The sequence below is a fragment of the Amycolatopsis sp. WAC 01376 genome (assembly GCF_003947415.1).
Taxonomy (GTDB): domain Bacteria; phylum Actinomycetota; class Actinomycetes; order Mycobacteriales; family Pseudonocardiaceae; genus Amycolatopsis.
This window is the reverse complement of record NZ_QHKL01000012.1, coordinates 15,867-38,760: the sequence shown is the minus strand read 5'-3', so window position 1 is coordinate 38,760 and position 22,894 is coordinate 15,867. Positions and strand designations below refer to the sequence as shown.

At 70.4% G+C, this 22,894-nt stretch carries 23 protein-coding genes; 11 read left to right on the top strand and 12 right to left on the bottom strand.

Features of this window, described 5'->3' with window-relative positions:
• Positions 1-40 precede the first annotated feature (40 nt).
• Positions 41-1,453: a Dyp-type peroxidase gene (locus tag DMH03_RS39345; protein WP_125797088.1), complete on the top strand. Its 1,413-nt coding sequence runs from the start codon at positions 41-43 to the stop codon at positions 1,451-1,453.
• Positions 1,454-1,671: 218 nt separating this feature from the next.
• Positions 1,672-2,457, top strand: coding sequence for a DeoR/GlpR family DNA-binding transcription regulator (locus DMH03_RS39340; protein ID WP_125797087.1), 786 nt, complete (start codon positions 1,672-1,674; stop codon positions 2,455-2,457).
• On the opposite strand, the gene DMH03_RS39335 is transcribed toward DMH03_RS39340, so the two are convergent.
• From DMH03_RS39335 to DMH03_RS39315, 5 genes are all read right to left on the bottom strand, one after another.
• The gene (locus DMH03_RS39335; protein ID WP_125785777.1) at positions 2,447-3,340 is read right to left on the bottom strand and encodes an ROK family protein; all 894 of its coding nucleotides are present in this window, start codon (positions 3,338-3,340) and stop codon (positions 2,447-2,449) included. The genes DMH03_RS39340 and DMH03_RS39335 overlap by 11 nt on opposite strands.
• 71 nt (positions 3,341-3,411) lie before the next feature.
• Positions 3,412-4,041 (bottom strand): response regulator transcription factor, encoded by a 630-nt coding sequence (locus tag DMH03_RS39330; protein ID WP_125797086.1) that lies wholly within the window; start codon positions 4,039-4,041, stop codon positions 3,412-3,414.
• Entirely contained in the window at positions 4,038-5,321 is a 1,284-nt protein-coding gene (locus DMH03_RS39325) for a sensor histidine kinase (protein WP_125797085.1), read from the bottom strand. The genes DMH03_RS39330 and DMH03_RS39325 overlap by 4 nt, the downstream gene beginning before the upstream one ends.
• A 3-nt stretch (positions 5,322-5,324) precedes the next feature.
• Entirely contained in the window at positions 5,325-6,065 is a 741-nt protein-coding gene (locus tag DMH03_RS39320) for an ABC transporter permease (protein WP_125797084.1), read from the bottom strand.
• Positions 6,066-6,075: 10 nt separating this feature from the next.
• A complete protein-coding gene (locus tag DMH03_RS39315; protein WP_125797083.1) occupies positions 6,076-6,984 on the bottom strand; it encodes an ABC transporter ATP-binding protein in 909 nt (302 codons plus the stop codon).
• Positions 6,985-7,295: 311 nt separating this feature from the next.
• Here DMH03_RS39315 and DMH03_RS39310 point away from each other — a divergent pair, with 311 nt between their 5' ends.
• Both DMH03_RS39310 and DMH03_RS39305 read left to right on the top strand, forming a co-directional pair.
• The gene (locus DMH03_RS39310) at positions 7,296-7,502 is read left to right on the top strand and encodes a CbtB-domain containing protein (protein WP_005162643.1); all 207 of its coding nucleotides are present in this window, start codon (positions 7,296-7,298) and stop codon (positions 7,500-7,502) included.
• Between the two features lie 15 nt (positions 7,503-7,517).
• Positions 7,518-8,276 (top strand): CbtA family protein, encoded by a 759-nt coding sequence (locus DMH03_RS39305; protein WP_125797082.1) that lies wholly within the window; start codon positions 7,518-7,520, stop codon positions 8,274-8,276.
• 425 nt (positions 8,277-8,701) lie between these two features.
• Here the strand turns inward: DMH03_RS39305 and DMH03_RS39300 are convergent, their stop codons facing one another.
• Together DMH03_RS39300 and DMH03_RS39295 are read right to left on the bottom strand one after the other, a co-directional pair.
• A complete protein-coding gene (locus DMH03_RS39300; RefSeq protein WP_125797081.1) occupies positions 8,702-10,162 on the bottom strand; it encodes a cobyric acid synthase in 1,461 nt (486 codons plus the stop codon).
• Entirely contained in the window at positions 10,159-11,091 is a 933-nt protein-coding gene (locus tag DMH03_RS39295) for a cobalamin biosynthesis protein (protein WP_125797080.1), read from the bottom strand. The genes DMH03_RS39300 and DMH03_RS39295 overlap by 4 nt, the downstream gene beginning before the upstream one ends.
• Positions 11,092-11,127: 36 nt before the next feature.
• Here DMH03_RS39295 and DMH03_RS39290 point away from each other — a divergent pair, with 36 nt between their 5' ends.
• The 3 genes from DMH03_RS39290 to DMH03_RS39280 are packed head-to-tail and all read left to right on the top strand — an operon-like array spanning position 11,128 to position 13,498.
• Positions 11,128-11,733, top strand: a complete 606-nt coding sequence (locus DMH03_RS39290) for a bifunctional adenosylcobinamide kinase/adenosylcobinamide-phosphate guanylyltransferase (protein ID WP_125797079.1) — start codon at positions 11,128-11,130, stop codon at positions 11,731-11,733.
• Between the two features lie 8 nt (positions 11,734-11,741).
• Positions 11,742-12,755 carry a nicotinate-nucleotide--dimethylbenzimidazole phosphoribosyltransferase gene (gene cobT / locus DMH03_RS39285; RefSeq protein ID WP_125797078.1) on the top strand — a complete coding sequence of 338 codons (1,014 nt, stop codon included), beginning with the start codon at positions 11,742-11,744 and terminating at the stop codon, positions 12,753-12,755.
• Positions 12,752-13,498, top strand: coding sequence for an adenosylcobinamide-GDP ribazoletransferase (locus DMH03_RS39280; protein WP_125797077.1), 747 nt, complete (start codon positions 12,752-12,754; stop codon positions 13,496-13,498). Before cobT ends, DMH03_RS39280 begins: the two co-directional genes overlap by 4 nt.
• On the opposite strand, the gene DMH03_RS39275 is transcribed toward DMH03_RS39280, so the two are convergent.
• The 5 genes from DMH03_RS39275 to DMH03_RS39255 form a co-directional block, all read right to left on the bottom strand.
• Entirely contained in the window at positions 13,411-14,097 is a 687-nt protein-coding gene (locus DMH03_RS39275; protein ID WP_233611855.1) for a hypothetical protein, read from the bottom strand. The two genes, DMH03_RS39280 and DMH03_RS39275, sit on opposite strands and share 88 nt — an antisense overlap.
• A gap of 192 nt (positions 14,098-14,289) precedes the next feature.
• A complete protein-coding gene (gene cobC / locus DMH03_RS39270; protein ID WP_125797076.1) occupies positions 14,290-15,297 on the bottom strand; it encodes an Rv2231c family pyridoxal phosphate-dependent protein CobC in 1,008 nt (335 codons plus the stop codon).
• The gene (locus tag DMH03_RS39265; protein WP_125797075.1) at positions 15,290-16,624 is read right to left on the bottom strand and encodes a cobyrinate a,c-diamide synthase; all 1,335 of its coding nucleotides are present in this window, start codon (positions 16,622-16,624) and stop codon (positions 15,290-15,292) included. Before DMH03_RS39265 ends, cobC begins: the two co-directional genes overlap by 8 nt.
• Positions 16,618-17,232, bottom strand: coding sequence for a cob(I)yrinic acid a,c-diamide adenosyltransferase (gene cobO, locus DMH03_RS39260; RefSeq protein ID WP_125797074.1), 615 nt, complete (start codon positions 17,230-17,232; stop codon positions 16,618-16,620). Before cobO ends, DMH03_RS39265 begins: the two co-directional genes overlap by 7 nt.
• Positions 17,232-19,196, bottom strand: coding sequence for a putative cobaltochelatase (locus DMH03_RS39255; protein WP_125797073.1), 1,965 nt, complete (start codon positions 19,194-19,196; stop codon positions 17,232-17,234). Before DMH03_RS39255 ends, cobO begins: the two co-directional genes overlap by 1 nt.
• Before the next feature lie 61 nt (positions 19,197-19,257).
• Between DMH03_RS39255 and cbiE the strand changes: the two genes are divergently transcribed.
• Genes cbiE through DMH03_RS39235 form a run of 4 tightly spaced genes read left to right on the top strand, consistent with a single transcriptional unit; the run spans position 19,258 to position 22,887 of the window.
• Positions 19,258-20,397 (top strand): precorrin-6y C5,15-methyltransferase (decarboxylating) subunit CbiE, encoded by a 1,140-nt coding sequence (gene cbiE, locus DMH03_RS39250; protein ID WP_125797072.1) that lies wholly within the window; start codon positions 19,258-19,260, stop codon positions 20,395-20,397.
• The gene (cobM, locus tag DMH03_RS39245) at positions 20,394-21,155 is read left to right on the top strand and encodes a precorrin-4 C(11)-methyltransferase (RefSeq protein ID WP_125797071.1); all 762 of its coding nucleotides are present in this window, start codon (positions 20,394-20,396) and stop codon (positions 21,153-21,155) included. Before cbiE ends, cobM begins: the two co-directional genes overlap by 4 nt.
• Positions 21,152-22,147 carry a Gfo/Idh/MocA family protein gene (locus DMH03_RS39240; protein WP_125797070.1) on the top strand — a complete coding sequence of 332 codons (996 nt, stop codon included), beginning with the start codon at positions 21,152-21,154 and terminating at the stop codon, positions 22,145-22,147. Before cobM ends, DMH03_RS39240 begins: the two co-directional genes overlap by 4 nt.
• Positions 22,144-22,887: a cobalt-precorrin-6A reductase gene (locus DMH03_RS39235; RefSeq protein ID WP_199749201.1), complete on the top strand. Its 744-nt coding sequence runs from the start codon at positions 22,144-22,146 to the stop codon at positions 22,885-22,887. The genes DMH03_RS39240 and DMH03_RS39235 overlap by 4 nt, the downstream gene beginning before the upstream one ends.
• Positions 22,888-22,894: the final 7 nt, after the last annotated feature.

Sequence of the window (22,894 nt, the reverse complement as noted above, 5' to 3'; positions counted from 1 at the left end):
TGGCCGCCGGACGGGGTTTCCGAGGAGGGGGTTCCTTGCTATGTCCGTCGACCTGAGCATGCCGTTGGAATGGAAGACCGCGAGCGGCGACGCCGCGAAAATGCTCGAAGAACTACAGCCGAACATCCTCAAAGCACACGCTCGCGACCATTTTTCCGCGCTTTTCCTCCGCTTTTCGGAGGCCGCGAGCGCGAAGAAGTTCCTCGCGTCGCTCGTCCCGCTGATGAAGTCCGCGAAGACCCACTTGACCGAGGTCGAGCGCTTCAAGGCCGAAGGGGTGAAGGGGACGCCCTACGTCGGCACCGGCCTGACGTCGGCAGGCTACCGATTCCTGAAAATCGAGGGACCACAAGACGAATCCTTCCTTGTGGGCATGCGCGCGCAAGAGATCCGCGAGAAGCTGAACGACCCGCCACGCTCCACATTCGACAGTGGGCACCACGACGAGATCCACGCCGTCGTCATCATCGGTGACGGCGCGGACGCGGCGATGACCGCACGCAGGAACGAGGTTCTGACGCTGATTCCGCCGACGATTTCCGTGGTCGCCGAGGAAACCGGATTCGGCCGCGTGAACGTCAACGGCGACGGGATCGAACATTTCGGCTACGTCGACGGCCGGAGCCAGCCGCTCTTCCTGATCGAGGACATCCAAGCGGAAAAGACGGAATCGGACGGGATCAACGTCTGGAATCCGACCGCGCCGCTGAACCAGGTGCTCGTCCCGGATCACGCGGCTCCCGATCCCGAGGTGCATTTCGGCAGCTACTTCGTTTTCCGCAAACTGGAACAGAACGTCCGGCGGTTCAAGCAGTCGGAAGAGGCACTGGCGGATCAGCTGGGTCTCGTCGGCGAAGACCGGGAACGCGCGGGGGCGATGATCGTCGGCCGGTTCGAGGACGGCACGCCGCTGACCACGCAACGAGAAGAAGGCGCGGAAAGTCCGGTACCGAACAACTTCGACTACGGAAACGACGCCGGCGGCGCCAAATGCCCCTTCCAGGCCCATATCCGGAAGACGAATCCGCGGGGCAGCGGCGGCGCGGAGGAGCCACCGCGGGAGCGCCTGCACCTGATGGCGCGGCGAGGCGTGCCGTACGGCGAACGGGCCGACGACCCGAACGCCGACCTGCCGCCTTCGGCCCGGCCGAGCGGCGGGGTCGGCCTGTTGTTCATGGCGTTCAATTCGGCGCTGGGCGACCAGTTCGAGTTCACCCAGGCGAACTGGTCGAACAACCCCGGGTTCCCGATCCCGGCCGACGGGGTCAAGCCGCCGGGGCTCGATCCGGTGATCGGCCAGGGCCCGCGCCCGGAATCCGTCTACACCACGGAATGGGCGGGCACGCGAACGGTGACCGCGGATCCGATCCCGCAGGCGGTGACCTTGAAGGGCGGCGACTACTTCTTCATGCCGTCACTCGCCTTCTTGCGGGGGCTCGGCGGAAAGGGCTGATCCTTCACGCACTGCGGCCGGTTCCGGTGATCGGATGGCGGGTTATCCGCCCGGCGTCACCGGAACGGGCGTAAAGACGGGCGCCGGTCACACTGGGGGTGGCCGGCGCCTTTTTCTTCTCGATGTCCCAAACCTGCTGCTTCCCTCCGCCCGTATCGCGACGCGTAGTACTTTGTCCGGTGCGGTAAGCGACATCGCGCTTCGGGGAGGGAGCTCGGATGAATCGGCATGAACGGCTCACGGCTTTATTGGACATGGTGGGAGTGCGGGAAAAAGTCGACGTCGAGGTTTCGGCGGGCGAACTCGGTGTCTCACCCGCGACGATCCGCCGGGATCTCGATCACCTGGCAGGCCGGAATCTCGTGGTCCGCACGCGCGGCGGCGCCGTCGCGAGCAACGTGGCCTACGACCTTCCGTTACGGCACAAGGCGGCCCGCAACGCGCCGGAACAGCAACGGATTTCCGCCGCCGCGGCCAAAATGGTCGATCCCGGAATGGTGGTCGGGCTCAACGGCGGCACGGCGGCCACCGAAGTGGGCCGCGCGCTCGCGACCCGGCCGGATATGGGCGAGGCGACCGGCGGACCGGCGCTCACCGTGGTGACGAACGCGCTCAACATCGCCCACGAACTCGCCGTGCGGCCCAATATCAAGATCGTGGTGACCGGCGGGGTCGCGCGACAGCAGTCGTTCGACCTGTCCGGGCCGCTGTCACAGCTGTTCCTCGACCAGATCTCGCTGGATCTGGTGTTCCTCGGGGTGGACGCCTTCGACCCGGTGCACGGCGCGCAGGCGCACCACGAAGGCGACGCGAGCACGAACCGGCTGATGGCGGCCCGTGCCCGTCAGGTCGTCGTGCTCGCCGACAGCGGGAAACTCGGCGGTCACGCCTTCGCGAAGATCTGCGCGACCACCGATGTCGACGTGCTCGTCACCGACGGCCGCGCGGATCCCGCGCGAGTGCTCGCCTTCGAGGAGGAAGGCGTGCGGGTGGTCAAGGCTTGAGCCGGTCCAACGCCAGCAGCGCCGCGCCGAGCCTGCCCGCCTCGTCGCCGAGCTGCGCGATCCGCAGTTCGGGCATCCGCTGGAACTGCAGGTTCGCCGCCAGCCATGCCCGCACCGGCTCGAGGACGTAGTCGCCCGCGGTGAACAGGCCACCGCCGAGGACGACGACTTCCGGCGCGAGCAAGGTGACGAGGGTCTTGATGCCGTGGCCGAGCCCCTCGAGCGCGTCGTTGACCACGGAGATCGCGGCTTCGTCACCGTGCCGGGCGGCGTCGACCACCTGCTCGGCGCCTTCGGCCGGGCGCCCGGTGTGCTCGCTGTAGCGGCGGGCGATGGCCGACGCGGAGGAGATCGCCTCGAGACATCCGGTCGCCCCGCAGCCGCACGGCAACCGGTGGCCGACGTCGATGTGCCCGATTTCGCCGCCTTGCCCGCCCGCCGCGTACAGCTTCCCGTCGAGCTGGAGCGCGGCCGCGATCCCGGTACCGACCGGGATGAAGGCGGCGTCGGTGCAGCCCTTGCCCGCGCCGACCCGGAACTCCGCGAGCCCGCCCGCGCGGACGTCGTGCCCGAACGCGAACGGCAGCCCCAGCCTGCGGTCCAGCATCTCGCCGAACGGCACGTTCCGGAAGTCGAGGTTCGCCGAGAACCGCGCCACCCGTTCGACGTCGTCGACGATGCCAGGGATGACCACGCCGACGGCGTCGGGCGTGCCGGTGCCCGCCTGCTTGCCCAGCGTTTCGACGATCCGCGCGACCTGGTCCGCGAGCGCCTCGCCGTCCGCACCGCGCGCCGTCGGCTCGCGCAGGCTGGCGAGGTCTTTCAGGTCGGCGTCGTACAGGGCCGCCTTGATGGACGTTCCGCCGACATCGAGTGCCGCCACCGCAGGTGTCATAGCTGGATTTTGGCATGCGCCCCGCCGTGGACGGCAGGGATTCCGCCAACGCCCTCGCCTCAGCCGCGCGGGGTCAGGTAACCCTGGGAGAACGCGGTGGCCACGGCCGCCGCCCGGTCGTTGACGCCGAGTTTCGCGTACACGTGCAGCAGGTGTGTCTTCACCGTCGCTTCGCTGATGAACAGCCGCTTCGCCGCCTCGCGGTTCGTCGAGCCCTGGGCGATCAGTTCCAGGACTTCGAGTTCACGATGTGAGAGCGGCCCCGAGGTCGGCTGCCGCATCTGTCCCATCAGCCGGGTCGCGACGGCGGGAGAAAGCATCGCCTTCCCCTGCGCGGCCGCCTCCACCGCGCGGAACAGTTCCTCCCTCGGCGCGTCCTTCAGCAGGTAGCCGGTGGCACCGGCCTGGATGGCGGGCAGCACGTCGCTGTCCGTGTCGTACGTGGTGAGCACGAGGATCCGCGAAGCCACCCCTCGTTTCGCCAGCTCCTCGATGGCCGTGACGCCGTCGACGCGGGGCATCCGCAAATCCATGAGGATCACGTCGGGCCGGAGCTTCACCCCGGCGGTGATGGCCTCCTCGCCGTCCGCTGCCTCACCGAGGACCTCGAAGCGCGGGTCGGCACTGAACATGCCCCGCAGCCCGTCCCGTACCACCGGGTGGTCGTCGACGATCAGCAGCGAGATCATCGCTCGGCTCCGGCCGTGATCGCCGGCACGGAAGCCGAGATCGCGGTGCCCCCACCCGGCTCCGACTCGATGTCGAGCCGTCCGGCCAGGCGCTGCACGCGCTGCCGCATACCGGCCAGCCCGAACCCGCCGTGGGCGGAACCGTTGGCGCGCTTGGCAGTGGGCTCGAAGCCCACCCCGTCGTCGCGCACATCGAGCGTCACCAGATCCTCCATGTACGACAGGGTCAGGCCGACTCGGCCCGCCTTCGCGTGTTTGGCCACGTTGGCCAGTGCTTCCTGCGCGGCCCGGAGCAGCGTCACCTCGACGTCGGCGTGCATCGGCCGGGGGTCGCCGGTGGTGGTCAGCACCGCGTCGATGTGGTTCACCTCCGACCAGCGTCTGGCCACCTCGCCGATCGCGTCCTGGAGCCTGCCCTCGGCGAGCGGCTCCGGCTGCACCGCGTGCACCGTCCGGCGTGCCTCGGTCAGGCTTTCCCTCGCGAGGTCCATCGCGTTCGTCAGGTGCCGTCGCAGCGCCGGGGGCTCGGCCAAGGTCTGCTCGGCGGCCTGGAGCTGGGCGAGGATGCCTGCCAGGCCCTGAGCCAACGTGTCGTGGATGTCCCTGGCGATCCGCTGCCGCTCGTCGAGCACCCCGGCCTCGCGTGCCTGGACCAGCAGCTGGGCGTGCAAGCCGGCGTTCTCCTCCAGCGCCGCTTCCAGCCTGGCGTTCGCCTCGTGCAACTCGACGAGCGCCTGCTTCTGCTTGAGGTTGCGCTGATCGGACTGCTCGGCGATATGGGAGAAGGCCCCGGCCAGCACGGTGATGACCACGCTGAGCGCCGCCCACGCCACCCACATGTCCTCGTCTCGGATACCCCTCAGCCCGCCCAGGTACGCCACCGCCGAGATCACGGACGTGGCCGCGACCCCCGCGTACCGCCAGCGCCCCTTCAGATAATGGAACGCCTGGGGGTAGCCGATGAAGGCGAACAGGCCGTACCACGGCGCTATCGCGACCAAGGAGGCCGTCAGCACCATCAGTCCCGTGTAGTACAGGCCCATCAGCGGGCCGTTCCGGTGCCATTCCGGGTGAAGCGTGTGGAACCAGAACGACCAGGCCAGAATCCCGGCCGAAAGCGCGAGCACCGTCGGCAGCTGAACCGGCACCCGCCAGATCGGCAGCAGCACCGAGATGAGAACACCGACCGCCAGCAGGATGTACGGAAGGACCTTGAAGACCGCCGTCTCGACCCGTTCCCAGCGGTCGAACTCCGCACGCAGCTCCGCTTCGATGCTCACCACTCACTCCCAGCGGAAGTACCGGGCGGCCGGCCCGCCTGCCACGATCGTCCACCCCAGCAAGACCGCCACCTGCAGTGGTTGCGGCCAGTGACCGGCGGCGGCGTCCTGCAATGATTGCACGCCGGCGCCCAGCGGGGAGAAGTCGCTGATCTTCCGCAGGACGTCGTTCATCTCGGCGCGCGGCACCCAAAGACCGGCGAAGAACAGGATCGGGAAGAACAGCAGGGTCCCGATCGCGCCCGCGCTCTTCCCGGTCGGCGCGACGGAGGCGACGAGCAGGCCGATCGCGAACATCGCGAGCGCCGTCAGCAGGTACCCGACCAGGTATGCGGGCAGCTGCCGGGGCAGGCCCACGTCGTACATCACCCTGCCGATGGCCAGCACGACCAGCATCGTCGCGACGGACATGATCGTGGACATCAGCAGCTGCGCGCCGAGCATGAGGTGCGGTTTGACCGGGGTGGTCCGCATGCGCCGCAGCACACCCTTCTCCCGGTAGGTAGCGAGCAGCTGGGACACGCTGTTGAGCGCGAACATGGCGAGGCCCATCGTGACGATGATCGGCAGATACAGGGTGATCGCCCTGGCGCCACCGAGGTCCGGGCTGGGTTCCCGCATCGCGGGGAACGCGCCGAGAACGACGAGCAGGAGCGGGGGGAACGCGAGCACGAAGAACACGAGCATCGGCTCACGGAAGAAGAGTTTGGTCTCGGCGACGGTGAGCCTGGCGAGCGCGGACATGGTGTTCTCCTCAGGAGTCGATGGTGCGGCCGGTGAGCGCGACGAACGCGTCGTCCAGCGACGCCTGCTCGACACGGAGGCCCGCCGCGGTGACCTGGTTGCGGGCGAGCACGGTGGTGACGGCGAGCAGCAGGTTCCCGGTGCCGGTCACGACGAGCTGGTCGCCCGCGCGGCCGACCGAGGTGACCTCGGGCAGCGCGGTCAGCACGGAGTGGTCCAGCGGGGCGGAAGGACGGAACCGGATACGCTGCCGGTCGTCGACGCCGGCGACCAGCCCGGCCGGGGTGTCGAGCGCGACGACCCGGCCGGAGTCGATCACCGCGAGCCGGTCGCACAGTCGTTCCGCTTCCTCCATGAAGTGCGTGACCAGCAGGATCGTGACGCCGCGCTCGCGGACGCGTTCGATCAGGTCCCACGCGTCACGGCGGGCCTGCGGGTCCAGGCCGGTGGTGAGCTCGTCGAGCACCGCCACCCTCGGGTTGCCGACCAGGGCGAGCGCGATCGACAGCCGTTGCTTCTGCCCGCCGGACAACCGGCGGAACTGGGTGCCGATCTTGTCGGTCAGGTCGAGGGTGGCGAGCAGCTCCCGCCAGTCGGCAGGCTCACGGTAGAAGGAGCCGTACAGCTCCATCGCCTCGCCGACCTCGAGCTTGTCCGGCAATTCGCTTTCCTGCAGCTGTGCGCCGAGCAGCTGCCGCAGCTCACCGGTTTCGCGTCGCGGGTCGATCCCGCAGACCCGGATGGTCCCGCCGTCCGGGACCCGCAGCCCCTCGACGCACTCGACCGTCGTCGTCTTGCCCGCCCCGTTGGGGCCGAGAATGCCGAAGATCTCGCCCTGCTCGACGGCGAAACCGACCCCGTCCACCGCGGTGTGGTCGCCGTAGCGCTTGACGAGGTTTTCCACCTCGATGATTGCCATGAGAAAACCTTGCCGCGCGGGGCGGGTCCGCCGAATCAACCGCGTGGCCACGAATGGCACGGACAACGGTGGAGCCGCCATCAACCGATCGGTGGATGCCCGCCGTAACGAGCCTGCGCCGATCGGGTTCCGTCACATTGACCGGACGCTCCGAGGCGACCTACGCTCGACCGGCCAGACGACGGCACCCGGAACGCGGTGAGAATCCGCGCGGTCGCGCCACTGTGACCCCGAGCCATCGGGGAAGCCAGACCCGGAGCCGTCGTGTAACCCCTGAAGAGGCCGCGCTAGCCCGAGGAGGTCCCACCGCCATGTCCGAAGCGGTAGCAGCAGTACCCGTCCCCGTCCGGATCCCCGTCCGGGAGATCCTGCCCTGGGCGGTGCTCGTCATCCTCCTTTCGCTGATCACGCTGTACTTCATCAGCGCCGAACAGGGTGCGGTGTCGGTGTTCGCGAACTCGTACGTCCACGAGTTCGTCCACGACGGCCGGCACCTGCTGGCCTTCCCCTGCCACTAGGCGGGCAAGCACCCCATGATGAGGACCTTGCTGGTCCGCGGCATGCTCGCGGGCCTGGTCGCCGGTGTCCTGGCGACCCTTTTCGCCTATTTCTTCGGTGAGCCTTCCGTCGATACCGCCATCGGTCTCGAAGGCACCGCCGCGCATTCGCACAGTGCGCCGGGTGCCCACGAGCACGCTCCCGCCGAGGCCGAGGAAGAGCTCGTCACCCGCGGTGTGCAGAGCACCGTGGGTCTGCTGACCGGCGTCGGCCTGTACGGCGTCGCGGTCGGCGGGCTGTTCTCGCTCGCTTTCGCCTTCGTCTACGGACGGCTCGGCACCCTTCGGCCACGCGTGACCGCGGCGCTCCTCGCGGGCGGCGCCTTCGTGGTCGTGTTCCTGGTGCCGTTCCTGAAGTACCCGGGGAATCCCCCTGCCGTCGGGCAGGCGGGCACGATCGGGAGCCGGACTTCGCTGTACTTCGGCTTCGTCGCGCTTTCGCTGCTGGTCGGCATCCTCGCCGCGGCGTTCGGCCGGAAGCTGGCCGACAAGCTCGGCGCCTGGCGCGGTGGCCTGATCGCCGCGGGCGGCTACGTCGTGGTGATCGCGGTGGCGGCGGCGCTGTTGCCGTCGTTCGACGAAGTCCCCGACGGGTTCCCGGGTTCCACGCTGTGGACCTTCCGGCTGGCCTCGATGGGCACGCAGGTGGTGCTCTGGACCGCGCTCGGCCTGACCTTCGGGGCCTTGGCCGAGAAAGCGTTGGCCGGGAAGGCGTTGGCGGGCAAGACCGCTTAGGGGTCGTGAGTGGTAAGTGACGTTCTAACGACACTTACCACTCACGAGACCCGATCGGCTCGGCACCAGTGCCCTTGCGAAGGCCGAGTTTCCTCGCCTGAGCCGAGGGAAGGGGCCCTTCACGCGCTGTCGCTGTGGTGCCGAGGCTCCAGGTGGCGTTCCCGCACGCCCCCAGCCTCGGCTCGGGCCGGCTCAGCCCGGCCGGCATGTAGTGAAGGGCTCCTTCCCTACCCTGAGAGTAGGGAAGGAGCCCTTCACGGACCCGCGATCCCGACGTACCCGCCGTAGGGACGAGCGGACGGCTCCTTCAGCGCTTCCGACGGCCCGGCGTCGCGCTCTCACGTCGTGAAGGGTCCCTTTGAGACCTTCAACGTCTCAAAGGGGCCCTTCACGACATCCCCACGACCGCGGCCCCGGGGTACCACTCACGAGACGCCAGGCGGCACGAAAGGCAGCTCGCGGCCGGGACCGTCCTCGATCAGGCGCAGCAGAGCCTCGGTGTCGACGTGGTCTTCGACGGCGTCGGCGAGCCGGTCCAGCATGCTCTCCCGGAGCAGGCCGAATCCGGGCGCGCCGTCGGCCGGTGACCAGTCCGCCACCTCGCCAAGCCAGGCGCGGCGGAAACCGTCGTTCTCGAAGGCGCCGTGCCACATCGTGCCCCACACCGCGCCCTGCCGACATCCGTCCAAAAAGGACTCGGCGGGGCCGGTGGCGGTCACCGTGCCGTGGTGGATTTCGTACGCCTCCACGGGTTGCCCACGCCACGAGCCCGTGGGCCGCGCCAGCACCTTGTCAGTGCCGAACGAGACGCGCGTCGGCAGCAAGCCGAGACCGGGGACCGTTCCGGCGCCGGACTCGACGTCGTCCTGGATCTCGGCTGCCAGCATCTGGTAGCCGCCGCAGATGCCCAGTACCGGACGTCCCGCCTCGGCCCGGGCGCGGACGGCGTCCGCCAGGCCGCGCGCACGCAGCCACGCCAGGTCGTCCACGGTCGCGCGGGAACCCGGCAGGATCACCACGTCGGCGGAACGGACCGTGTCCGGATCGGCCGTCAACGCGACCGAAACCCCGGGCTCGGCGGCGAGCGCGTCGACGTCGGTCGCGTTGGAGGCACGCGGAAACCGCACGACGGCGACCCGGAGAGACCCACCCGAGGCGCCCCAGCCCGCGGCGGCCAGCGCGTCTTCCGAGTCGATCCACACCTGGTCGAGCCAGGGCAGCACGCCGAAGACCTCGCGGCCGGTGAGCTTCTCCAGTGTTTCCAGTCCCGGCCGCAGCAGGCCGACGTCACCGCGGAACTTGTTGACCAGCCAGCCAGAGACCAGTGCCTGGTCTTCGGCGGACAGCAGGGCGAGGGTGCCGAACATCGCGGCCATGACACCGCCGCGGTCGATGTCGCCGACGACGACCACGGGCAGGCCGAAGCGCCGCGCCAGTCCCATGTTGACGTAGTCGCCCTCGCGCAGGTTGATCTCGGCCGGGCTGCCCGCGCCTTCGCACAGCACGACGTCGAAGCGCTTTCGCAGTGAAGCGAAGGTGTCGAAGGCGATCTCGGCGAGACCGGCCCTGCCGGTCGCGTACTCCCCCGCTTCCAGCGTGCCGAACGGTTTGCCGAGCGCGACGACGTGGCTGCGGCGATCGCTTCCGGGTTTCAGCAGCACCGGGTTCATCGCGGCTTCGGGTTCGACGCGGGCCGCCCGCGCCTGCAACCATTGCGCGCGGCCGATCTCGGCGCCGTCCGCGCACACCATCGAGTTGTTCGACATGTTCTGCGACTTGAACGGCGCGACCCGCACGCCCTGGCGCGCGAGCCAGCGGCACAACGCGGCGGTGACCAGGCTTTTTCCCGCGTCCGACGTCGTCCCCGCGATGAGCAGGCCGGTCATCGCGTGACCGCCACAGCGACGGCGAGGGCCGCCAGGCCGACCGCCCGCGACAGCCGGACCGCGCGCCGCACGTCCACCGGTTCCGGCTCGCGGCCGTCGCCGAGGACGCCACGACGTTCGGCACGGCCGCCGTAACTGTTCGTCCCTCCCAGCCTGATCCCGAGCGCGCCGGCGAAAGCGGCCTCGACCTGGCCCGCGTTGGGGCTCGGATGGTGCTTCCCGTCGCGGCGCCAGATGCGGAACGCGGGTTTGGCGAAGCCGCCGGCCAGCGGCGCCGACGCCACGGTGAGTGCCGCGCCGACCCGGGACGGGACCAGGTTGGCCAGGTCGTCCGTCCTCGCCGACGCCCAGCCGAAGTTCGCGTACTTCGGCGAGCGGTAGCCGACCATCGCGTCGAGTGTGTTGAGCGCGCGATAGCCCAGCAGGCCGGGGATCCCGGCGACCGCGCCCCACAGCAGCGGCGCGACGACGGCGTCCGAGGTGTTCTCGGCGATGGACTCGGCGGTCGCGCGCGCGAGTTGTCCGGTGTCGAGCCCGGTGGCGTCGCGGGCGCAGAGATGCGAGAGCCGCTGCCGCGCGCCGGGCAGATCGCCGTCGTCGAGCAACCGGGCCATGTGAGTGCCCTCGGCCGCGAGCCCCTTGCCGCCCAGAACCACCCAAGTGGACGCCGCGGTGAGCGCGAACCGGGCGAACGGCCGGTTGCGGGTCAGAAACTGGGCCGCGACCCCCAATCCGGTGACGCTGCCCGCGCAGATCGCGGTGTACGCCGCACCCCGCGCCTTCGAGTCGGCGTAAAACCGCTGTTCGAGGGCTTGCGCGGCGCGGCCGAAGCCGGCGACCGGATGCCTCCTGCGTGGATCTCCGAACACGGCGTCGGCGACGTAACCGGTAACGAGTCCGGCTGCGGTGGCGGCTTGTCGGAGTGGCACGTGGCGAACGGTAGCGCGTGCACGAGAATGCGGGGTATGACCAAGCTGACGCATCGCCTCGCGGGGGTCCTGGAGACCCTCGCGCGGGCACTTCGCCGCTATTCGCGCGACGACGGCAAGGTGCTGATACTGGGCGGCGTCCGCTCTGGGAAGTCACACCACGCCGAGCGGCTCGCGTCCCGCCACCCGCACCTGACCTACATCGCGCCCGGGCTGCCGCCGAGCGCCGCCGACCCGGAATGGGCCGCTCGCGTGGCCGCGCACCGGGCGCGGCGACCGGCCAACTGGAAGACGGTCGAGACCACCGACCTGGCCACGGTGCTGCGGACGGCGACGCATCCGCTGCTCATCGACTGCCTCGGCACCTGGATCAGCCGGGTGCTCGACGAGGTCGGCGCCTGGGAGCAGCGCGACGGCTGGGAACGGCGGCTCGACGACCGGCTGGAGGACTTCCTGGCGGCGTGGGCGCAGGCAGGTGTGCCGGTGATCGCGGTCAGCAACGAGGTCGGCAGCGGTGTGGTGCCCGCGACGGTGTCCGGACGCGTGTTCCGTGATGTGCTGGGCGCGTTGAACAACCGGGTGTCCGCCGCGTCCGACCGGACCGTGCTGGTCGTCGCCGGACGGATGCTGGACCTGCCCTAGGAGTCGCCATGCGTATCGCCATCCCGGACGCCGCCGCCGAAGCCGCGGCGCGCGTCAGACTCGACGGTCTGGTCAAACCGCTGGGTTCGCTCGGGCGGCTCGAAGACCTGGCCGCCTGGCTCAGCGCGGCGCACGGTGTCGTCCCGCCACGGCCGCTCGACGACGTCCGGGTGGTCGTGTTCGCCGGGGACCACGGGGTTTCCGGCATGTCGGCGTATCCGCGTGAGGTCACCGCGGCGATGGTCCGGGTGTTCCTGGCCGGGAAGAGTGGCGTCGGTGTGCTGGCCAAGCTGTCCGGGGCCAAGGTGCGGGTGCTGGACATCGCGGTGGACTGGGACGGCGCGGACGTGCCCGCCGAGGTCACCGCGCACAAGGTCCGCCGGGGTTCCGGTTCGATCGACGTCGAGGACGCGCTCGCCGAGGGCGAGGCGCGCATGGCGTTCGAGCACGGGCTGGCGATCGCCGACGAGGAGATCGACGGCGGCGCGGATCTGCTCATCCCCGGTGACATGGGGATCGGCAACACGACGATCTGCGCGGCCGTGGTCGCCTCGCTGCTCGGCCTTTACCCGGAAGACGTCGTCGGTACGGGCACCGGGATCGACGAGGACGGGCGGGCACGGAAGCTCTCGGTCGTCGAGGCCGCGTTGATCAGGGCCGGTGCGGTGAAAGACCCCTTCACGCTGCTGACGTCACTCGGCAGCGCTTGTCTCGCCGCGACGGCGGGTTTCCTCGTGCAGGCGGCGGTTCGCGGGGTGCCGGTGCTGCTCGACGGCGTGTTCTCCGGGGCCGCGGCGCTCGTCGCCCGCGAGATCGCGCCGGGTGCCGAGCAGTGGTGGCTGGCCGGGCACCGGTCGACCGAGCCGTCGCAGGCGTACGCGTTGAAGGCGCTCCAACTGGAGCCGATCCTCGACCTCGGGCTGCGGCTCGGTGAGGGCAGCGGCGCCGTGCAGGCGGTGCCGACGCTGAGGGCGGCACGGGCGATCCTCGCGGACATGGGCCTGCTGGCGGATCTGGCTTGATCGCCGACGCGCTGAAGATGGCCGTCGGCACCCTGACCACGGTCCGGGTGCCGGCACCGGGCCTGATCGACCGGCGGGTGGCGGGCGGCGCGATGGTGCTCGGCCCGCTGGCCGTCCTGCCGCTCGCCGCCGTCGCTTCGGTGATCGTTTTCTTGGGTGAACTGGTCGGCCTACCCGCTTTCGCGTCGGCTGCGCTCGCGGTGGGTGCGGTGGGGCTGGGCAGCCGCGGGCTCCACCTGGACGGGCACGCCGCCACCGCCGACGGACTCGGTGCTTCGTACGACCGCGCACGCGCGCTGGAGGTCATGCGGCGAGGGGACTCCGGGCCGACCGGGATCGCGACTCTCGTGCTGACGCTGCTGGTGCAGGTCGGCGCGCTGGCGGGGGCGATCTCGGCCGGACACGGGATCGCGGCGGTCGCGATCGCGGTCGTCGCCGGACGCGGGGTGCTGTCGCTGTGCTGCGCGCGAGGCGTCCCCTCGGCCCGGCCGGAAGGGCTGGGCGCGACCGTCGCCGGTTCGGTGCCGGTGTGGACGGCCGCGGTCGTGTTCGCCGTCCTCGCGGGCGCGGCGGCGCTGATACTTCCGTGGTGGCAAGGGCTGATCGCGGTGACGCTGGGATACCTGGCCGCGTCGGCGCTGCTGGCGCGGTGCGTTCAGCGGCTGGGCGGGGTCACCGGGGATGTGCTCGGCGGTTGCGTCGAGGTCGCCGTCGCGGGGGTCTTGCTGGCTGTGTCCTTCTGAGGAGCCGCCAGTTTCTCGTCGATTTCCGGCAACCAGAAGCACAGCTCCAGGGTCTTCATCCCGGCCCAGAGGCCGAGCTTCCGGCCCTGCGAAACCAACGTGAGCGAGGCGAACAGCAACAGCGCCGCGAGCCCGGCGGCGATGAACGGATGCTTCCCGGCGAAGATCTCGACGATCGCGGCGACCGCTCCGAACAGCAACGGCGGCGCGCAGTTGCGCACCATGAGCCCGGACGCGCGCAGTCGCGTGACGTCGGCCGCGACCTCCTTGTCGTGCAGTTGAAGCGCGCACAGCAGAAGATGCGTGTTCTCCTTCAGGAACGCGCGATCCTTGGCCGCGGGCATCCGGCGAAGGAACTCCTCGGCGGCGTTCCTGCTCCGCCTCCGAGGCACGATCCGCTCCAGCGCCTCACCGAGCGGATAGGCCAAATAGCCCAGCAGGAAACTCAGCACCACGATCACGACGACCAGCACCACGGTGGGCACGCCACCGATGCTCGCCGCGGTCAGGATATGGAGTTTCGCCCCGAGGTACCCGAAGAACGCGACGTACAACGCGCCGGGGATGGTGTAGGCGAAGAGATCAAAGACGCCGATCACGAAGTTCACCGGCTCATCCAACCACTTCGCTCACGTTGGTCGTGAGTGGCGATTCGGGTTCTAACCCGAAATGTGGCGTGCCTCCTTGCGCACCCTGACGGTCTCGGTTCGGTGCTCCCAATGTGGCATTGGAGGCGTTGAGCGTCCCCAATGCCACATCGGGGGCGGCACAACAAGGCGAAGGCACCGGCGTCAGACAACAGCATCGAGCGCGGCCAGGAAGGCGTCCACCGTCTCCCTGTCCCGCACCGCGATCCGCAGGTACCGCGCGTCCAGCCCCGGGAAGGTATCCCCCCGCCGGACGGCGAAACCCTTCTCCCGCAACCGTTCCCGGACACCGTCAGCGCCGGGGAGCCGGACGAGCACGAAAGGCCCCCGCGGCTCCCCCAGCACCTCGACACCCAACCCGGCCAGACCCGAGACCAGGTACTCCCGGTCCGACTCCGCCGCGACCGCCAGCTTTTCGGCTTCCTCCAGCGCCGCCGGGCGGCAGCACGCCACCACGGCGACGGCGGCGAGTGACGACACCGACCACGGCGGCTGGACCGCGCGTAGTTTGTCCACAATGGACTCGTCTGCCAGGACGTATCCGGCGCGGAGTCCGGCGATGCCCCAGGTCTTCGTCAAGCTGCGGAGGACAGCGAAACCTGGTTGTCCTGCAACGCTTTCGATCTCGCCGGGGACTGCGTCGAGGAAAGCCTCGTCGACGACGACCAGGCGACCCGGGCGTCCCAAAGCGAGCAGATCCGCGGCCGGGTGCAGCACCGAAGTCGGATTCGTGGGGTTCCCGACGAAGACCAGGTCCGCTTCGTCCGGGACGCCGCCCAGCCGGAAACCGTCGTCTGGCGACAACAGGACCCGGTGCACTCGATGTCCGGCCGCGCGCAAAGCGGCTTCCGGTTCGGTGAACTGCGGGTGCACGACCACGGCGTGCGCGGGCCGCAACGCCGTGGCCAGCAAGGTGAAGGCCTCGGCCGCGCCCGAGGTCACCAGCACCTGGGACTCCGGCAAACCATGTCGCCGGGCCACAGCCATCACAGCGGCGGTGACGTCCGGGTAGGCCGCGAGGTCGTCGAGGGCCGCCGCCAGTTCGGCGCGCAGCCACGCGGGCGGCGCCGGGAGCCGGACGTTGACCGCCAGATCGACGAGCCCCTCGCCGACCTCGCGATCGCCGTGGTGCCAGAGGTCGTAGTCAGCCATGGTCGTGCACCGCGGCGGCGAACCGTTCGGCGAGTTCGGGATAGCCCGCCCAGTGGACGTGCAGGTAGGACGCGTGCAGTGACGCGGACGCGAAGCCGTCGGGCGTGCGGTCCCAGCCCCAGGCCGGGGTCGGGCCGCTGCCGGGTTCGACGATCGTGCGGTGGAATTCGTGGCCGGTGACGCGTTGCCCCGCGACGGCCAGCACGCTGTCCGCGGGCGCGAAGGCCTTGCGGTAGCCGAGTTTCCCGCGTTTGGTCATGGTGGCCGACGCGTCGAGGACGCCGGTCATCGGCAAGCCGTCGATGTCCTGGCACAGATACAGCAGTCCCGCGCATTCCGCCACGACGGGCATTCCGTCGCCGACGGCTCGCGCGATCGCCGTCCGCAACGGGACGTTCGCCGACAGCTCTTCGGCGTGCACCTCGGGGAAGCCGCCGCCGAAGTACAAGCCCGCGCAGCCTTCGGGGAGTTCCTTGTCCTGCAACGGATCCACCTCGACGACGTCGACCCCTGCGGCGGCGAGCAGTTCGACGGCCTCGGTGTAGCGGAAGGTGAACGCGGGACCGGCCGCGGCGGCGACGACCGAACGCCGTCCGTCATGGGAAAGCGGCGGGCGCCAAGGCTCTCCGGAAAGCCGGGAGGCCGAGCGCGCGACCTGCACGACGGCGCCGAGGTCCACTCCCTCGCTGATCCAGGCGGCCAGTTCCGGCAGCAGCCGCGCCGACTCGCTCGCCCGTTCCGCCGCCGGCACCAGGCCGAGGTGACGGCTGGGCGCGTGGATCTCTTCGTTGCGGTACAACGTTCCCAGCAGTGGGACGCCGGTCGCTTCCAGCGCGGTGACGATCTCGTCCGCGTGCCGCTGCGAGCCCAGCTTGTTCAGGATGACGCCGGCGAGCCGGACGCGCGTGTCGTACTGCGCGAACCCGAGCACGGTCGCGGCGACACTGCGCGACGCGGCCGAGGCGTCGACGACGAGCACCACCGGAGCGTCCAGCAGCCGCGCGACATGCGCCGTCGACGCGTAGCCCTCGGTGCCGAGCGCCCCGTCGAACAGGCCCATCACGCCTTCGATGATCGCGATGTCGGCACCGGCGGAACCGTGCCGCAGCAACGGAATCAGCCGGTCCTCACCCTGGAGGAACGGGTCGAGGTTGCGCGGCGGCCGTCCGGTGGCGAGGGCGTGGTAGCTCGGGTCGATGAAGTCGGGGCCGACCTTGTGCCCGGACACCTTCAGCCCCCGCGCCCGCAACGCCGCCATCAGCCCCGCGGCGATCGTGGTCTTGCCGTGCCCGGAACCGGGCGCGGCGATGACCACGCGGTTCACCATTCGATGCCTCGCTGGCCTTTTTGCCCGGCGTCCATCGGATGCTTCACCTTGGTCAGTTCGGCGACCAGGTCCGCCGCTTCGATCAGCTCCGGCGGCGCGTACCGGCCGGTGATCACGACATGCTGGTGACCGGGGCGCGCGGTCAGCGTCGAGACGACGTCGTCCACTTCGAGCCAACCCCATTTGAGCAGGTAGCTGAACTCGTCGAGCACGTAGAAGTCGTGGGTTTCGGCGGCCAGGCGGCGTTTGATCTCGGCCCAGCCCTCACGGGCGTTCTCGGCGTGGTCCTCTTCGGAACCGGACTTGCGCGCCCAGCTCCAGCCTTCGCCCATCTTGTGCCATTCGACCGGTCCGCCCTGGCCGGTGTCGTCGTGCAGTTTGCCGAGCGCGCGGAACGCGGCTTCCTCGCCGACGCGCCATTTCGCCGACTTGACGAACTGGAACACGCCGATCGACCAGCCCTGGTTCCACGCGCGCAACGCCATGCCGAACGCGGCCGTGGACTTGCCCTTCATCTCGCCGGTGTGCACGGCGAGCAGCGGGCGGTTGCGGCGCTGACGCGTGGTGAGCCCGTCGTTCGGCACCGTTTCCGGTTTACCCTGCGGCATTACGCGGCCCTCCCGGAAATACGTGTGCGGACGGCGCCCGCCAGGGTGTCAGCGGCGACTTCGGCGACCGGGACGTGTTCCGCGCCAAGGTGTTCCGCCAGTTCCGCGGCGAGTCCGAGGCGCATCTTCCCGCTCTCGCAGTCCATCACGACCGAGGTCACGTTTCCGGCCAGCAGCCCGGCCGCCTGCTTCGCGCGCTGGACGGCGTCCGCGCCGCTGGTCGCGCGGCCGTCGGTGACGACGACGAGCAGCGGCCGCCGCAGCGGATCACGGACCGCTTCGATCCGCAGAACCCGCGCCGCCTCAAGGAGTCCCTCCGCCAGCGGGGTCCGGCCGCCGGTCGCGAGACCGTCCAAACGGGACGCCGCGGCGTCGACGCTGATAGTGGGCGGGAGTGCGAGTTCGGCACCGGAGGCCCGGAAGGTCACCAGGCCCACCTTGTCGCGCCGCTGGTAGGCGTCGAGCAGCAGGGACAGCACGGCGGTCTTGACCTCGCGCATCCGCTGCCGCGCACCCATCGAGCCGGACGCGTCGACGCAGAACAGCACCAGGTTGCCCTCGCGCCCTTCCCGCCGCGCGAACCGCAGATCCTGGGACCGTACGACGAGTCCGGCGCCGCTGCGGCCGCGAGACCGCTGGTGCGGCGCAGCCGCGCGGACGGTCGCGAGCAGATGCGGATGCCCGTCCTTGGTCCCGGCGGGCTGGACACCGATCGTCCGGCCGTTGGTGGTGATGGCGCGGGACCGGCGGCCCGCGGCGCCCTCGCCGGTGCCCTTCACCTCGAAACGCCTGGCACGAAAGGCTTCCCCGGCGCCGACCGGCTTCTGCTCACCGCCGCTCTTGCCACCGCCCGAGGGCTCCTCGCCGCCTTCCGACGGCGGCGGGCCCGACGTTTCGCCACCCTCCGGCGGTGCACCGGAACCGGGGCCGTCATCGTCAGGGCCGGGACCTTCGGGCTCGGCGTCCTGCAACGCCTGCTCCAGCTGTTCCTCGGAGATCCCGGGCGCGTCGAAGGGATTCCGGCGACGGCGGTGCGGCAGCGCGAGCCGGGCCGCGACCCGGACGTCCTCGGTGGTCACCTCGGTGCGGCCGGCCCAGGCGGCGTGCGCGACGGCCGTCCGCGCGGTCACGATATCCGCGCGCATGCCGTCGACCTCGAAGGACGCGCACACCTCGGCGATCTGGCGCAGCGCGTCGTCCGGCAGTTTGACCGACGGCAGAAGTCGTTGCGCCGCCTCGATGTCCGCGGCGAGTTCGGCGTCGGCCGCGGCGTACTGGCCGGCGAAACCGTCGGGATCCGCCTCGTAGGCGAGCCGTCGCCGGACGACCTCGACCCGCAGTTCGGGATCCCGGCTGGACGCGACCTCGACGGTGAGCCCGAAGCGGTCCAGCAACTGCGGCCGCAGCTCGCCTTCCTCGGGGTTCATCGTGCCGATGAGGACGAACCGGGCCGCGTGCGAGACCGAAACGCCCTCGCGCTCGACGGTCGCGCGGCCCATGGCGGCGGCGTCGAGCAGCGTGTCGACCAGGTGGTCGTGCAGGAGGTTGACCTCGTCCACGTACAGCAGGCCGCGATGCGCGGCCGCGAGCAGACCGGGCTGGAAATCGGTGACGCCGTCGGCCAGCGCGCGTTCCAGGTTCAGCGAGCCGATCACACGGTCCTCTGCCGCGCCGACCGGCAACTCCACGAGCCGCGCGGGACGGCGGTGCGCGGGCGAGCCCTCGGCGTGCGGGCCGTCGGGGCAGGCCGGATCAGGCTCGACGGGATCGCAGGAGAACCGGCACGCGTCCACGACGTCGACGCCGGGTAGCAGACCGGCCAGCGCACGGACCATCGTCGACTTCGCCGTGCCCTTCTCCCCGCGCACCAGCACCCCGCCGACGGCGGGTGAGATGGAGGAAAGCACCAGCGCCAGGCGCAGATCCGGCATCCCCACAACGGCGGTGAACGGGTACGGCTTCACAGCACTCCCTCATCGTCGACGAACTCTGGCCGATCATCGCATAGGAATTCCGTCATCTAACGTGACGAGCGTGCGCGAAAAATCACCCCTGACGGTCGTCGGGATCGGAGCCGACGGCTGGCCCGGTCTGTCCTCGCAGGCCAGGGAAGCGGTGGTGAACGCGGACGTGGTCGTGGGCGCTCCGCGTCAGCTCGCGTACCTGCCCGCCGGGATGAAAAGCGAACCCTGGCCCAGCCCGCTCTTGCCAGGGCTGGACGAGTTCCTCGCCGGACGAGAAGGCCGCGTCTGCGTGCTGGCCAGCGGTGATCCCCTGTTGTCCGGCATCGGCACGACGCTGGTCCAGCGCGGCTACGACGTCGAGATCCTGCCCGCGTTGTCCTCGGTGACGCTCGCCCGCGCGAGGCTCGGCTGGTCCGCGGAGGAGACCGAGGTGGTCACCGTCGTCGGCCGCGCGATCGGCCGGGTGAGCCGCGCCTTGGCGCCCGGCCGGAAGATCCTCGTCCTCGGCGCGAACGCCGAAGACCTCCTTGACCTGCTCAAAGCCCGCGGCTACGGCAAGAGCCGCGTCACCGCGCTGTCCGACCTCGGCGGCCCCGACGAGCGGATCGGACCCGGCTCGCTGACCGTGTTCGCCGTCGAGGCCGACGGGCCCGCGCTGCCGCTGACCGGCCTCCCGGACGACGCCTTCGAGCACGACGGGCAACTCACGAAACGCGACCTTCGCGCGTCCGCGCTGGCCAGGCTCGCGCCGTCACCCGGCGAACTGCTGTGGGACGTCGGCGCGGGCGCGGGCAGCGTCGGGATCGAGTGGTCCCGGGTGCATCCGCTGAACCGGGCGATCGCGATCGAGCGCCTCCCGGAGCGGGCCGCCCGGATCACCCGGAACGCGGACGCGCTCGGGGTCCCGGAACTCGACGTGGTGATCGGTCCCGCGCCGGAAGCACTCGAAGGACTGACCAGGCCGCACGCGATCTTCGTCGGCGGCGGGCTGACCGTGCCCGGTGTGCTGGACGCCTGCCTGGCGACCGGCGCGCGGATCGTCGCGCACGGCGTGACCCTCGAATCCGAACAGGCACTGGCCCGCGCGTACGGCGAACACGGCGGGGAGCTGATCCGTGTCGCCGTCGAACAGGCAGCGCCGCTGGGCGGATTCACCGGCTGGACCCCGGCGCGGGTCGTGACGCAATGGAGCAAAGCGTGACAGTCCATTTCATCGGCGCGGGTCCCGGCGCGGCCGACCTCATCACCGTCCGGGGCCGTGACCTGCTCGGGCGCTGCGAGACCTGCCTGTACCCCGGCAGCATGACGCCCACGGCGCTCTTGGAGTACTGCCCTCCGGAGGCGGTGCTCATCGACACCGCGAATCTCGATCTGCCCGCGATCGTCGAGCGCATGGTCGACGCGCACCGGAACGGCCACGAGATCGCGCGGCTCTGTTCCGGCGATCCGTCGATCTACAGCGCGGTCGCCGAGCAGATGCGCCGGCTCGACGCGGCCGGCGTTCCCTACGACGTCACGCCGGGGGTGCCCGCGTTCGCCGCCGCGGCCGCGCTGCTCAACCGCGAACTGACCGTGCCCGAGGTCGGCCAGAGCCTGGTCATCACGCGCGCGCAGGCCCGGTCCACGGCCATGCCACCGGGTGAAACGCTGGCGAACTTCGCGCGCACCGGCACGACGCTCGCGCTGCATCTGGCGATCAACCGCATCGAGCAAGTAGTCGACGAATTGCGGCCCTTTTATCAAGACGACTGCCCGGCGGCGGTGGTCGCGCTGGCGAGTCAGCCCGGCGAGCAGGTGCTGCGCGGGACGCTCGGCACCATCGCCGCGCAGTCCCGTGAGGCCGGGATCAGCCGCGCCGCGATGATCTTCGTCGGGGAAGTCCTTGCCGCCGAAGGGTTTCCCGACAGTTTCCTGTACTCGGCCACCCGTGATCGGGCCAACCAACCGGAGTCCCTATGAAGAACGTTCGCTGGGGCCTGCTGGCCGCCGGGACCATCGCCGCCGAGTTCGCGGCGGGCGTCGAAGAGAGCAAGCACGGCGTGCTGGAGGCCGTCGCCGCGCGGTCCGGTGACCGGGCGGCCGAGTTCGGGAGCCGCTTCGAGATCCCGAAGTGCTACGGCGCCTACGAAGACCTGCTCGCCGATCCGGACGTCGACGCGATCTACATCTCGACGCCGCATCCGCTGCACGGCGAGTGGGCGATCCGTGCGGCCGAAGCGGGCAAGCACATCCTGTGCGAGAAGCCGCTGACCGTGTCCGTCGCCGAAGCCGAAAAGGTCATCGAGGCGGCCCGCGCCAACGACGTCTTCCTCATGGAGGCGTTCATGTACCGGCTGCATCCGCAGATCCGGCGGCTGGCCGAGCTGATCTCGTGCGGCGCCATCGGCGAGGTCCGCGCCGTGGACGTCGCCTTCAGCTACAACTTCGCCGTCCCCCGGCTCACCGATCCCGCGCTGGGCGGAGGCGGGATCTTCGACGTCGGCTGTTACTGCACGTCGCTCGCGCGGCTGGTCTCGCAGGCCGCGACCGGGCAGGACGTCGTCGAGCCCGACGAGGTGCTCGGAATGGCCAGGCTCGACGACAACGGCATCGACGAGGTCGCGTTCGGACTGCTGCGGCTGCCCGGCGGGATCCTCGCGCAGCTGGCGTGCGGCTTCCAGCTCACGCAGGACGACCACATCCGCGTGTACGGCTCGCAAGGGCAGCTGTACGTGCCGAAACCCGCGTGGATCCACGAAATGCGCAGGCCGAAGACCTCGCAGATCATCCTCACGCCGGAAGGCGGCGAGCCCGAGGTGATCGAGGTCGAAGCGACTCAAGGCCTCTTTGCTCGCGAGGCCGACCACGTCGCCGCACACCTCGAAGACCGCCAGGCGCCCGAACTCACCTGGGCGGAAACGCTCGCCAACCTGCGCACGCTGGAACGGTGGCGCGCGGCTGTGGCGCGATGAAGCTGCTGATCCTGGGCGGAACCGGCGAAGCACGCGACCTCGCGAAGGAGCTAGTGGCGCGTGGCGAGCACGTCGTCTCATCGCTCGCGGGCCGCGTCGCACGACCGAAGCTGCCCGACGGCGAAGTCCGTGTCGGCGGCTTCGGCGGCCCGGAAGGTCTCGCGCGCTGGCTGACCGAGAACGACGTCGACGCGGTGATCGACGCCACGCACCCTTTCGCCGAACGCATCGGCGCCAACGCGGCCGAAGCCGCCCGCGCGACGGGAACGCCGCTGCTCAGGCTCGCCAGGCCCGGCTGGACCGAACAGCCCGGCGACAGCTGGCATTGGGCCGACGACCTCGGCCACGCCGCGCGCCTGCTTCCGGTGCTCGGCGAACGCGTATTCCTCACCAGCGGCCGTCAAGGGCTCGCCGTCTTCGCCGGGCTCGATCTCTGGTTCCTGATCCGCTGCGTCGACCCGCCAGAGGCACCGCTCCCCCGCCATCACGAAGTCCTGCTGGACCGGGGGCCGTACACGGTGGACGGGGAACGCGCGCTCATGGAACGGCACGGCGTCGAGGTCCTCGTCACCAAGGACAGCGGCGGCGCGATGACCGCCGCGAAGCTCACCGCGGCCCGCGGGCTCGGCCTCCCGGTGGTCGTCGTCCGCCGGCCCCAGCGACCCGAAACGGCCAGCGTAACGACAGTTCAGGACGCTGTTCGCTGGATCGGTGCCCAGGAGAAGGGCAGCCCTGCGTAAGCCGTTC